Annotated in this window: 9 protein-coding genes and 3 tRNA genes; 5 read left to right on the forward strand and 7 right to left on the reverse strand. The window is 42.7% G+C overall.

Going from position 1 to position 13478, the window contains the following annotated elements:
• Positions 1 to 172 precede the first annotated feature (172 nt).
• Complete coding sequence (gene adhP / locus BTV98_RS02190; protein ID WP_178379340.1) at positions 173 to 1201, reverse strand: alcohol dehydrogenase AdhP; 1029 nt, start codon at positions 1199 to 1201, stop codon at positions 173 to 175.
• Between the two features lie 138 nt (positions 1202 to 1339).
• On the reverse strand, positions 1340 to 2866 hold the full coding sequence (locus BTV98_RS02195; protein ID WP_068408106.1) for an aldehyde dehydrogenase family protein: 1527 nt from the start codon (positions 2864 to 2866) through the stop codon (positions 1340 to 1342).
• 452 nt (positions 2867 to 3318) lie between these two features.
• Here BTV98_RS02195 and BTV98_RS02200 point away from each other — a divergent pair, with 452 nt between their 5' ends.
• The 3 genes from BTV98_RS02200 (at position 3319) to BTV98_RS02210 (ending at position 6623) form a co-directional block, all read left to right on the forward strand.
• Entirely contained in the window at positions 3319 to 5241 is a 1923-nt protein-coding gene (locus tag BTV98_RS02200) for an AAA family ATPase (RefSeq protein WP_075102815.1), read from the forward strand.
• A gap of 53 nt (positions 5242 to 5294) precedes the next feature.
• On the forward strand, positions 5295 to 6470 hold the full coding sequence (locus tag BTV98_RS02205) for a type I glyceraldehyde-3-phosphate dehydrogenase (RefSeq protein WP_075102816.1): 1176 nt from the start codon (positions 5295 to 5297) through the stop codon (positions 6468 to 6470).
• Positions 6471 to 6532: 62 nt separating this feature from the next.
• A tRNA-Ser gene (locus BTV98_RS02210) sits at positions 6533 to 6623 on the forward strand.
• 146 nt (positions 6624 to 6769) lie between these two features.
• On the opposite strand, the gene BTV98_RS02215 is transcribed toward BTV98_RS02210, so the two are convergent.
• From BTV98_RS02215 to BTV98_RS02235, 5 genes are all read right to left on the reverse strand, one after another.
• Positions 6770 to 7567, reverse strand: coding sequence for a hypothetical protein (locus BTV98_RS02215; RefSeq protein ID WP_227511666.1), 798 nt, complete (start codon positions 7565 to 7567; stop codon positions 6770 to 6772).
• Between the two features lie 367 nt (positions 7568 to 7934).
• A complete protein-coding gene (locus BTV98_RS02220; RefSeq protein ID WP_058367746.1) occupies positions 7935 to 8264 on the reverse strand; it encodes a hypothetical protein in 330 nt (109 codons plus the stop codon).
• 237 nt (positions 8265 to 8501) lie between these two features.
• A tRNA-Asn gene (locus tag BTV98_RS02225) sits at positions 8502 to 8577 on the reverse strand.
• A gap of 339 nt (positions 8578 to 8916) precedes the next feature.
• A tRNA-Asn gene (locus BTV98_RS02230) sits at positions 8917 to 8992 on the reverse strand.
• Positions 8993 to 9263: 271 nt separating this feature from the next.
• Positions 9264 to 10466, reverse strand: a complete 1203-nt coding sequence (locus BTV98_RS02235) for a pyridoxal phosphate-dependent aminotransferase (RefSeq protein ID WP_058367747.1) — start codon at positions 10464 to 10466, stop codon at positions 9264 to 9266.
• Between the two features lie 482 nt (positions 10467 to 10948).
• On the opposite strand from BTV98_RS02235, the gene BTV98_RS02240 reads away from it, so the two are divergent.
• Both BTV98_RS02240 and BTV98_RS02245 read left to right on the forward strand, forming a co-directional pair.
• Positions 10949 to 11686: an SDR family NAD(P)-dependent oxidoreductase gene (locus BTV98_RS02240; protein ID WP_058367748.1), complete on the forward strand. Its 738-nt coding sequence runs from the start codon at positions 10949 to 10951 to the stop codon at positions 11684 to 11686.
• Positions 11687 to 11746: 60 nt separating this feature from the next.
• Positions 11747 to 13453: an NAD(P)/FAD-dependent oxidoreductase gene (locus BTV98_RS02245; RefSeq protein WP_058367749.1), complete on the forward strand. Its 1707-nt coding sequence runs from the start codon at positions 11747 to 11749 to the stop codon at positions 13451 to 13453.
• Positions 13454 to 13478: the final 25 nt, after the last annotated feature.

Genomic DNA, 13478 nt, shown 5'->3' on the forward strand with positions numbered 1-13478 from the left:
TAACTTGTTATTAAAAATTATTAACAACTGACATCTGAAAGCTGAAAATAAAAAGGTCGTATCCCTTCAACTCAAATTGCTAGTAACGCATGGTTGAAATGATACGACCTGTTATTAATGATTAAAGACAATAACCATTAAACCAATGTCAAAATGTCACAAAGCTATAAGGCTACATAGCGTAGTCAATCACAATGCGACCCTCGATTTTACCTTGGCGCATACGTTCAAGAATGTCATTAATATTCTCAAGCGGCTCAGCAGCTACGGTCGCTTTCACTTTACCTTCCGCCGCCATATCTAGCGATTCTTGCAAATCAAGCCGCGTACCAACGATTGAGCCACGAATGGTAATACCATTTAGTACCGTATCAAAGATAGAGACAGGGAAGTCGCCTGTTGGCAGACCATTACAGACTAAAGTACCACCGCGGCGTAGCATGGTTAGTGCTTGATCAAAGGCCTTGGAGGAGACGGCTGTCACTAGCACACCATGAGCACCGCCGATCTCTTCTTGCAGATACTCACCAGGATCGGTGTTTTTGGCATTGACGGTGACTTTTGCCCCCAGTTTTTTGGCAAAATCGAGCTTTTCATCGTCAATATCGACGGCAGCAACGTTCAGTCCCATGGCAATGGCGTACTGTACCGCCATGTGACCAAGTCCACCGATACCTGAAATGACGACCCAATCACCTGGTTTGGTGTCTGTCATTTTCAGACCTTTATATACCGTCACACCTGCACATAGAACTGGTGCAATCTCAATAGAGTCGACGCTCTCAGGAATAATGCCGACATAGTCAGCATCTGCCAATACGTATTCTGCAAAGCTACCATTCACTGAATAGCCAGAGTTCTCTTGACTTAGGCACAGGGTTTCCCAGCCACCTAGACAGTGCGTACAGTGACCACAGGCAGAGTAGAGCCAAGGCACACCGACACGGTCGCCTTCTTTAACATGCTTAACACCTTCACCCACAGCAGTGATCAGGCCGACACCTTCATGACCAGGGATAAACGGGGGGCTTGGTTTGACTGGCCAATCGCCTTCGACAGCGTGCAGGTCGGTATGACAGACACCTGATGCCTGCATTTTTACTACAATTTGACCAGGACCTGGGGTAGGGATATCAACTTCTTCAATCTGCAGAGGTTGGTTGAACTCATGCAGAACCGCAGCTTTCATTTTATTAGCCATGTTACTTTCTCCTTATTACTAGCAGTCACTAATGCTCGACTTAGTCTTTTAAACTGCCAATTATTTTACATGTAGATGCTTAGTAAGCATCGAGTTTGCACCTTACGCTTCCTTGTAAGGTGCTTTAGCAAATAGTGTTTAAAAGAACCCCATCGCTTTTGGACTATACGATACCAGCATGTTTTTGGTTTGCTGATAATGATCAAGCATCATTAGATGGTTTTCGCGGCCGATACCCGATTGCTTGTAGCCACCAAATGCAGAATGCGAAGGATAGATGTGGTAGCAGTTGGTCCACACGCGACCTGCTTGGATGCCACGTCCGAAGCGATAGGCTTTGTGTACACTGCGTGTCCAGACTCCAGCACCAAGACCATATAAGGTATCATTGGCAATGCTCATGGCCTCTTCGTCGTCTTTAAATTTCGTGACGGCAAGTACTGGTCCAAAGATTTCTTCTTGGAACACGCGCATATCATTGGTGCCTTCAAAGATGGTCGGTTTCACATAATAACCGTCGCCAAGCTCGCCATCGTGTTTGGCTTGCTCGCCGCCAACCAAGACTTTTGCGCCTTCTTTTTTACCGATATCCAGATAAGATAAGATTTTTTCTAACTGGTCTGAGCTGGCTTGTGCACCAATCATGGTGTCAGTGTCTAGTGGATTGCCCATTTTGATGGCTTCAACACGCTCGACACAGCGTTTGATAAATTCATCATAAATACTCTCATGTACCAGCGCACGCGACGGACAGGTACAAACCTCACCTTGGTTTAAGGCAAACATGACCAAACCTTCAACGGCTTTATCCAAGAAATCATCGTCTTCGTCCATGACATCAGCAAAGAAGATATTTGGACTCTTACCACCCAGCTCTAGGGTAACTGGAATGATGTTTTCACTAGCATACTGCATAATGAGACGACCAGTAGTCGTCTCACCAGTAAAGGCAACTTTATTGATACGTGGATTGGAGGCAAGCGGCTTACCAGCTTCAACTCCGAAACCGTTGACCACGTTGAGGACACCTTTTGGTAAGATATCAGCAATCCCGATCGTCTCTAGCATAAATAGGATAGAGGCAGGCGTTTGCTCTGCAGGCTTGAGTACTATACAGTTACCAGCAGCAAGCGCAGGGGCTAGCTTCCATACTGCCATGAGGATCGGAAAGTTCCATGGGATAATTTGGCCGACGACACCAAGTGGCTCATGGAAGTGATAAGCAACCGTGTCATCATCAATTTGACTGATGCCGCCTTCTTGTGCACGAATGGCACTGGCAAAATAGCGAAAGTGATCGACAGCCAGTGGAATGTCTGCTGCTAGGGTTTCACGTACAGGCTTGCCGTTTTCATACGTTTCGGCAATGGCGATGGCTTCTAAATTGGCTTCCATCTTATCTGCAATTTTGAGCAGTAGATTGGCACGTTCAGCGACACTGGTTTTGCCCCAAGCGTCTTTGGCAGCATGAGCAGCGTCTAAGGCTTTTTCAATATCCGCTTCTTTTGAACGGGCGACTTGGCAGATGACTTTACCGTCAATGGGGCTGGTGTTGTCAAAGTATTCTCCATCGGCTGGTGCGACCCACTCACCATTGATAAAGTTGTCATATTTTTCGCGGAATTGGACGGGGCTGTTTTCTGTATTGGGATAGGCGTGTAGCATTAACGACTCCTTGTTGTATTAATTTATAAAGCAAATAAACGTTCAAGCCTTTGATATATGATCTTTTGAGGTCATATCTATAAAGTCACTTGCACGGTTTTGCTGGATCTTCCTGATCAGGTTGTCAGTCTATCCTACTGAACTTTTATACATAAAGATACCCCACTCTCAACTTATTTTTCTAAGGTATTGGTTTACTTAGTTTTTAAAATTTCAGTTAAAACAATTAGAATTTTAAATTCTATAAAAATCAAAAGCCTACGATAAGTTGAGATTGGCGTATAAGGATAGTTACTTTTAGTAAAGCAAATCAGGTTGTTTCATAAATTTAGGTTATGCATAAGTATCTGCTTAAATTGGTTCGAAAACTTGGTACAGCTGTTATAATTGCTACCATTATGATGCTACGACGGTAGTTTCCTTTTTCTTATGTTATTGGTTGGTTTGGATATATGCGTCAATCTTCTGCTCTTGATATCTTAAAAACAGGTCAAAATGTGTTTTTGACTGGCTCAGCAGGTTCAGGTAAAACTTATACTCTCAACCAGTACATCAATTACTTACGCGCGCGCCGTGTGCCAGTTGCTGTGACTGCTAGTACGGGTATCGCGGCGACACACATGAACGGCACGACTATCCATAGTTGGTCGGGTATAGGCATCAAAGACGAGTTGTCTGATCGTGATTTGACCAATTTATCGCGTAAGCAGTTTTTAGCAGACAGATTAAAAGACACGGCGGTATTGATCATCGATGAGATTTCCATGCTGCATGCCAAGCAGCTTAACCTAGTCAACCAAGTGCTCAAGCATGTGCGAAAAAACGATGCTGCATTTGGTGGTATACAAGTGGTGGTTGCAGGGGACTTTTTTCAGTTACCACCGATTGGAAGTAAGGGTGAGAGTAACCGAGAAAAGTTTGCTTTTATGTCTGAGGCCTGGCTCGATGCTAAGTTCCATATTTGTTATTTATCCGAGCAGCATCGGCAAGTCAGTGAGGCCGCTAATGGTGGTCTCGATTTGGATGATATTCTCAATCAGATTCGCAGACAAGAAGTCACTTTTGAGGCGATTGCGGCATTGGAAGCTACCTTTGATCAAAACGTCGATATCAATCGCACCCGTCTCTATACCCACAACCTCAACGTCAATAAAATCAATGATAAAGAACTGGCAGCGCTTGAAGGCGAAACCATGCGGTTTGAGGCCACCGCGACAGGTGATAGCAAACTGGTTGAGACCCTCAAAAAGACTGTGCGCACCCAAGATGAGCTGATTCTAAAAGTTGGTGCTAAGGTAATGTTTATCAAAAACAACACTGAGCTTGGTGTGTCCAACGGTACCATGGGTGAATTGATAGGTTTTGCTGCGGTAAAAATTGACGATAGTAAAGATACGAGCGATGATTTGATTGAAGATACTGCGCAAGATGCTATTGCTAAGAATACGAAAAACAAAGCCAAAAAAGATAAAGAAAGTAAGGAAAAACCAAAAGATAAAAAACCAACCATGCAAAAAATGCCTGTAGTTCGACTAAACTCAGGTCGTGAAGTCATCGCTGAGCCTGAAGAATGGATCATCGAAGACGAAACCGGCGACGTGCTGGCAAGCTACTTACAAGTGCCGCTGTGTTTGGCTTGGGCGATTACTATTCATAAATCGCAAGGCATGACCCTTGAGGCGGCCGAGATTGATTTATCGCGCACTTTTGAGCTTGGGCAAGGTTATGTGGCATTGTCACGGCTAAAATCGCTGGCAGGTCTACAGCTGCTGGGTATGAATGATATGAGCTTACAACTTGATCCGCTAGCACGCGGTGCGGACAAGCGGTTTTTGGTGCTGTCTGAGGAAGCCGACGCCAACTATGCGATGCTTGATGAAGAAAGCATGAAGCAGGCGCATGAAAAATTCATTTTAAAGTCAGGCGGTACCTTGAGCAAGTCAGTGATTGATGCCTATGCTAACTTACAAAAAAAACGCCGTGAGCAGCAACAAGCGCAGCAAGAGAAAAAACAAAAACTTGGCAATCAAGTCTCAGATAAGTCGCAGAGTACTTTGCTTGCGACACGGCTGCTATTAGAAGAAAGCTTATCTATCGCTGATATTGCTCAGACGCGTGAGCTTGCACAGTCAACGATTATGCGCCATATTAGTGATCTTAAACGCCAAGATCCAAGCTTGGCTTGTGTTCATCTGCGTCCTGAGGACGATGTGATGATGGCGGTAGGCAATGCTTATGTGGCGATTAAAGTGGCCAATAATCCCAATGATTTTAACGATAATGGCAGTGTAAAAATCAAGCCTATTTACGAGAGCCTTAAACAAAGTATTGATTACAATACCATTCGATTGGCCCTGATTTTTATTACACCATAGGCTTGCTATCTTTGCTCCTACATTACCTCCTACATTTATAGCGATACTTTGTTATGCCAGATTTTTCTAGTGCCAATTATCAACTCACCTCTGATCCAGTAGCTGCTTTCCATGCTACCGGTGAGCACACTCAGCCACTAAGGATTGCTATCAACGGCTTTGGACGTATCGGGCGTAATGTTTTGCGTGCCTTGCTAGAGCGCTTTGAGGTACTTGGACGCGCCATTCATGTGGTGGCTATTAATGATTTGGCCCCAGCTGATATTTTATTACACTTATTGAAATTCGACAGTACGCACGGCCGTTTAAGTCGTCTTGGCGTCGATGCGGATATAGTAGAGAGTGTGGATGATGAGTATGGCGAAACTCAGTTATGTCTGACCAAAAATAAATACACTTATTGTATTCGTATGCTCTCAGAGCCTGACCCAAAGCAGCTGCCTTGGCAGACGCTTGATATCGATATAGTTTTAGAATGTACAGGACATTTTCGCTCTTATAATCAGGCAAACTTGCATATAGAAGCAGGTGCTCAGCAGGTTATTATTGGTGCTGCGCCTTTTGATAATGTCGATGCTTGTATCGTCATGGGCGTCAATACCGAGCTACTGACGAGTGAGCTACCGATTGTTTCCAGTGTATCTTGCACCACACAAGCCTTAGTGCCGCTGATCGATACGCTTGACAAAGCCTTTGGCGTTAAGTCGGCAATGATGACAGAGATTCATGCTGTCACGGCTGATCAAACAGTACTCGATCAGGCACATCGTGATCCAAGACGCGCGCGAGCGTCTGGTCATAATATCATTCCTACAACATCTAGTAGTATTGCAGCGACGGAACGCGTGCTACCAGCTATGGCGGGTAAGATTAATGGACATTCCATTCGAGTGCCCACCATCGATGTCGCAGCAATCGATGTAACGTTTGTGTTTAATGCAGCAGATATCAGCATCAACGATATACGCGAAGTACTCAAGACCGCCAGTCATGCGCATTTATTAGATATTATGGCTTATACCGATGAGCCTTTGGTTTCAAGTGACTTTATTCATCAAACAGAATCACTTATTATCGATGGTCAGCAGCTTATGCAAGTGGGTGAACAATACAAAGTCTTTGCTTGGTACGATAACGAGTGGGGCTATGCCAATAGGCTGCTTGATATGTGTTTGCATCTGGCTTCTAGCAAGCAGGCATTCACTAAAAAACACCGAGGAATAAAATAATTTAATTTATTTTAGATATGTGCTTGCAATATGAGATGATATCTATATAATGATGCACCAATGGAGACGTGGCAGAGCGGTTGAATGCACCGGTCTTGAAAACCGGCAAGGGTTCATAGCCCTTCGAGAGTTCGAATCTCTCCGTCTCCGCCAAATTCAAAAGGCCCCAATCAGTTAATGATTGGGGCCTTTTTTTATGGCTGTTTTTTATATAGTTATAATCTTTGTGCTTGTTTTATTTAGGACTGACTATAGTGCTGTTGACTCCAGAAGAGTGCTTTAAAATTGGATAGAGTATCTCAAAACTCAATCTGCTGACCATCCGTTAAATGTAGAACACCCTCACTAATCTCTATCGTGACATCTTGTGCGTTTCTAATTGCACGCATGACATTAACGTCCTCAATACTACTTTCAATGACGATTTTACCTGACTGTTCAGGCTCAATAGCTGGTTTAAACTGCGTGAGCGGAACATTGAATTTTTTACCTTCTGTTAGTTTTGCATCTTTCATAAGCAAAGTGCCCTTAAAGCTCTCAATAGGCACCGAGCCATGATTGGATAGCATAAACTGCAGCTTTACCTGGTTTAAGCTGTCACTATCACTGCTTTTGACAGGCAATAAGGCAAGAGGGTAAGTCGACGTATTCATAGCATCTATCTGCTGGCTGACCGCAACAGGACTTTTTTTGCCAGTTGGGTTGTTGGGATGCAGGCGCTCGTATTCGCGCTGCTGTACTAGTGCCTGCTTAATCGTTATGCGCGGCATGGCGCCAGACTCATAGGCACCGCTAAGCTTCATCCGTAGCATATAGCGGCTAAGAAGCTGTCTGTCACTTTCTGGCAGTTGCTCAAACGTATCTCCCAGCTTTTTTTGCCACTGATCAGAGTTCGTAGGTATGGTCTGTTTACTTGGGTCGGTTTGCGGTTGTGAGCAGCTACTCAATAAGGCAGTTGTCGTCACAGACAAAACAAGCAACACAGCGACACCCATGCGCTGATAAAAATGTTTAGTACAAAGTGTGGATAGGACATTGGAGTGATGTGATAAAATGGGTGCACTTGCTATCAAGCGCTTCTTCAAAGGCCTTGTCATGAGCTACCTCCTTGTTGTTCTTATAAGCTCTATAATCAATATTAATTACAATATACCTTAATTTGGTAAACAGTATTATGAGTCGTCGTTGGCTATTGTGTTAAATTATGCTTAAAGCTAACGCCTTGCATAATGTAAGAGCATAAGACAAAGGTTTGAATGATAAATGCGAAGGATACAAGTTGAAGAAGTGTTGAGTGGTAGAGTGATAAGTTGGACAATAAAGTGGGTTGTTGAGAATAAAGTAAGTAGAATAGTGTAAGCAAAAAAGCCAGTCGCTAAGTGAAAAAATAGACTTAGCGACTGGCTTTTTTATGGCTGTCTTAAAGTATCAATAGCAACAATCAACTTGATAAAGACGTCAGCGTTAATCATCGTTTTGTAACTCAGTCAACGGATGCGTAATATTATTATTATGAGTGACCACAATCGCTTCATCAATGATACGTTGGCTGACACCGCGCTTACGCAGAGTCTCGATAAAAACTTCATCATGCGCTAGAGTATAATCTTGATGATCACGATCAAGACCTTGACGAATATACAAGCGGATTAATCCTTGAATACGTTTGAATCCAAGCTCTGATGAGGTTGCCTCTAGCAGCTCAATCATCTCTTCAGAAAGACGAATGCTGACTGGGCGCATGATTTTCTGCGGATGATCAGAGAACTTATTTTTTATGCGTACAGGTATCATAATAAACCATTACTTTTAGTGACTAAAAACAAAGAACTTCAACGAGAATGATAGTAGCTATCCAGTTGCAATCAAGGCGTAGAGTAGTTACTTATAAATATTTTAGATAGCCGTCATAAACAAACAGTTATCAATACTACTTACCATACAACAAAACCACTATAAAAAACACTACAGTAGTGAAAATAGCAACCATAAAAAAACCTTCATCAATAATAGATGAAGGTTTTTAGTATATGGCTCTCCAACCTGGGCTCGAACCAGGGACACACGGATTAACAGTCCGTTGCTCTACCAACTGAGCTATTGGAGAATAAGCTGTGATAACGGCAAACCTACTGTACATGTCTGACATAGCAAGCACTAAGCTCGTTTGCGTTATGTGGGGCACATTTTAGCCAAGTAGCTGTGGCCTGTCAACCAAATAAATCATTAATCGTAAGTTATTTATAAAAATTTCTGTTTTAGTAAGATTTAGGATGTGCCGTACGACATATTCGACAGTTTCCATGAGCCATTTGACTCAATTATAAAAGTATAAACATAGCATTATATCTATGATACCCATAAAAAAACCCTCATCAAATCGATGAGGGTTTTGGCAAATGCCATAATTGAATTAAAAATAATTCAAATTTTTACAACTAAAATGTGGCTCTCCAACCTGGGCTCGAACCAGGGACACACGGATTAACAGTCCGTTGCTCTACCAACTGAGCTATTGGAGAATAGGCTGTACGTACATGATACGTGACAACAAGACTTAGAAAGTCTCTAACGAGTTCTTGCTAAGTGGGGCGTATTCTAGCAAAGATAAAAAATACGTCAAGCCTTTTTTTGCATAAATTGCAAAGATTGTCATTTTAATGAGAAAAGAAAGCTTTTTTATCAAAAACTGTCATAAAAAAACGCCCACATAACAAATATGGGACGTCTTTTTTTACTGCTTTTTAATGATCAGGCTATTTAGCTTAAATGCCTTTTTGCTTAGCGACTTGCTTATTCAACAACGTCCAAGTCAGCTACGGCTTTTTCGATACGTGATAGCGCATCTTTTAGCGTCGCTTCGTCAGTGGCATAAGAGATGCGCATATAGCCGCCAAGACCAAAAGCATCACCAGGGACGACCGCTACGCCAACTTTATCAAGCAACCATTCTGAAAACTCTGTACATGAAGACAGGCCAGCGGCTTTGATCAATGGCTTGATTTCAGGATAGACATAAAAGGCGCCATCAGGACGCAGGCAAGTGATGCCTTTGATAGCATTTAAGCCATCGACGACGAGGTCGCAACGCTTCTCGAAAGCTTCGACCATCGGCGCTAGTACGCTTTGGTCACCACTGATAGCAGTTTCAGCAGCGACTTGGCTAATAGAGGTTGGGCATGAAGTAGACTGCGATTGTACTTTTTTCATCGCGCCAATCAGCTTAGCTGGGCCACCAGCGTAGCCGATGCGCCAACCTGTCATGGCATAGGCTTTTGAGACGCCATTTAAGATGATGGCACGCTCTTTTAGCTCAGGTGCGGCGTTTAAGATATTGTAGAACTTATCACCGGTCCAGCGAATATGCTCATACATATCATCTGAGGCCACATAGACGTGCGGGTGTTTTTTCAATACGTCAGCGATGGCTTTTAGCTCGTTCAAAGTATAGATCATACCCGTTGGGTTCGATGGGCTGTTTAATACCAACAGTTTGGTTTTGTCCGTAATGGCATCTTCTAGCTGCTCTGCTGTAATTTTGAAATTCTGCGCTGCTGGGCATTCGACGATGACAGGTTTGCCTTCAGCGATGATAACCATGTCAGGATAGCTGACCCAGTATGGCGCTGGAATGATGACTTCGTCGCCTGGGTTGATAAAGGCTTGGGCAAGGTTAAAAAATGACTGCTTACCACCTACCGATACTAGGATTTCATTTAGTTCATAGCTGATGTCGTTATCGCGCTTAAACTTCTCGATGATGGCTTTTTTGAGCTCTGGCGTACCATCGACAGCGGTGTATTTGGTAAAACCGTCATTAATTGCATCAATGGCCGCTTTTTTAATATGTTCTGGCGTATCAAAATCAGGTTCGCCAGCGCCAAGGCCGATGATGTCTTTGCCAGACGCTTTTAGCTCTTTGGCTTTATTGGTAATCGCTAGAGTCGGTGATGGTTTGATGCTATTAACGCGGTCAGACAATTGCAATTCACTCATGGGAGATCCTTTTTAACTGGGAGGGAAACTGGATGATCGAGACTAGTTATATGGTGTTGTAATTATTGTCAATACAAGATAAAAGCATGTTAAATAAGGAACATACAGTCCTTTATATCAGCTCTTATAACCTTGCCTTTAGCATTGTAGCATGCTGATATTATGCTGTCTCAACGGTTAATAGTGTGCTGACTCAATCAGTAGCGAATAGTAGGCAAACAGTTGTTAATCAAAAAATAGTGGTTATAAGAGATGTTGTGCGAAGTTACAACAGTAATCATCAATACTTAGTCTATAATTATTTGAAAGCCTATTATTTAGTTTTATTAAATGAAATGGGTATTTATATAAGATTATTACTAATTCTGATAGTTGGTAATATCTCTTAACATATTCATATTAATTGATTTATGAGAGTTTTGGTATTCAATCAGCTAGTTCAAAGGACTCCTGAAAAAAACCACTGGAAAAAGGATTTTACAATGACTGACTCTACCCAAAATTTACATATTCTAATCACTGGTGCGACCTCTGGTATTGGCTATCAATTAGCAAAAGACTACTTACAAGATGGCCATAAAGTTTACGCGGTTGGCCGTGATGATAAAGCATTAGCAGAGCTAAAAGACTTAGGCGCAACACCGATTGATTTAGATTTGATGGATCGCGACAAGGTCATAGCAGCCTTTGAGAAGGTTGAGAGAATTGATTTAGCGATTTGTGGCGCAGGCATGTGTGAATATTTAGATATGCCAAATTTTGACAGCAGTGTCTTTATGAAAGTCATGTCGGTCAATATGGGTACGCTGTCACATGCTATTGAAGGCGTGTTGCCAAAACTCATTGCGTCAAAAGGGCGATTGGTCGGTATTGGTTCAGCGTCTGCCTATGTGCCGTTTGCCCGTGCCGAAGCTTACGGCAGCTCGAAAGCCGCGATTCATTACTTGATGAAGACTTTACAGATTAGCCTAGCACCGCACAACGTCGATGTTAGTTTAGTGGTGCCAGGTTTTGTAAAAACGCCAATGACGCAGCAAAATGACTTTCCAATGCCGTTTATACAAACGCCTGAGCAAGCGAGTTTTGCGATTCGACAAGGTATCAAAGATGGTGAAGAGGTCATTGAATTTCCCAGAAGGCTAACGCTATCGTTAAAGGCGTTAGGCGCTTTACCAGATACGGTCTGGCAGCAAGTCAGTGAAAAAATGAACAAAAAATAATTAGCTAAGTAACCCTGAGCTAAATAACGACTTATTAGATAGAACACTAAGGAAAGTCTTATGCCATTTTTTCGCCGTCAGCGTACATCTGATCAACCAAAAACTGTAAAGCAACAACCAGTACAAGCTAATGAGACAGTCGATGATCAAGCAACGAAAAGTATCGCTATCATCGGTTCTGGGGTAGCAGGATTAACTTGCGCTCATTATTTGGCAAAGCTTCATAACGTGACAGTGTTTGAAGCCAGCGATTATATTGGTGGGCACATAAATACGATCGATGTGACGTTGCAATATGGCAAAAAGGCGAAAGAAGATAGAATGGAGGATAGTGCAATAGATACAGGTTTTATTGTTTTTAACGAGCGTACTTACCCAAACTTTTTTCGCTTACTGCATGACTTGCAAGTGCCGTATCAAGCAACGGATATGAGTTTTTCAGTGAAAAATACCGCTCGCAACTTTGAATATAATGGTCATACGCTGAACACCTTACTATCGCAGCGCAAAAATGTCCTTAATCCTAAGTTTTGGGCGTTTATGACTGATATTTTGCAGTTCAATAAACATGTCCGTCAATTGCGTCAAGACTATGAGACGGCGCGCGCACAAGGGCAGGAGGTGAGAGATTTTACTGAGCAAACCCTAGGTAGCTATCTGACGAGTAAGCGTTATGGCGCTTTATTTACCGATAATTATCTGTTGCCAATGGTCTCAGCAATCTGGTCGACTGGCCTAGAAAAAGTAAAAGAGACACCCTTAGTATTCTTCGCGCAGTTTTTTGATAATCATGGTTTGCTCGATGTGGTTAATCGTCCGCAATGGTTCACTATCAAAGGTGGCTCTAAGCAGTATGTTAATAAGTTAGTGACGCGTTTTGTTAAAGCTGGGGGTACTGTGCGGGTCAATAGTCCGGTGCAGTCGGTCGTTCGGCATGACAATAAAGTGACCTTAACCGTCATTGATAAAAGTGCTAATAGCGATGCGCAACAGTTCACCTTTGATGACGTTATTTTTGCTTGTCATGCCGATACGGCGCTGAAATTACTGAACGATGCCAGTCCTGATGAAAGTGAGGTGCTGGGACAGTTTCAGTTTACTAATAATACAGCGGTGCTGCATACCGATACCGAAGTATTACCAAAGAAATCACTGGCATGGGCAAGCTGGAATTACTTAATTAACGATAAAGATAAAGTGCAGGATAAGACTGATGAACAACAAGCATCTGCAAAGCCAGTACTGACTTATCATATGAATATCTTGCAGCGTTTGACCAAGCAGCATAATTATCTAGTCACGCTAAATAAAGACATTAATCCTGCGCAAATCATTAAAAGTATTGACTATAGCCATCCCGTATTCGATAACAAGATGATTGCTGCACAAGCTCAGTGGTCGCGCATATCCGGTAGTGGTCTACATACGCATTTTTGCGGCGCATATTGGTTTAATGGCTTCCATGAAGATGGCGTACGTAGTGGTCTGCGTGTCTGTCAGATACTGGGTAGTACGATTGATATTAAAGATGAAGTCGATCCAAATCATCTACCTGATAGTGATAGCACGCACATGCCATTTCGTTATAGAGATTTGCCAGTAAAGGCAGATAAGCAAGCACGCAAACTCAAAAAACGTCACGTGATGAGGGCTACTACCAATCAAGAACTGGTCGACTATATCGCAACTTTGCAACCAACTGCACAAGCATTTAATCGTAAGAAAAAACGAGGTTTATTTGGCCGTCGCAAAGCTAAAAATGTATAGCAGTGCAATAATATCATTATATAAG

The sequence above is a fragment of the Psychrobacter sp. Cmf 22.2 genome (assembly GCF_001921745.1).
In the GTDB taxonomy this organism is placed as follows: Bacteria; Pseudomonadota; Gammaproteobacteria; order Pseudomonadales; family Moraxellaceae; genus Psychrobacter.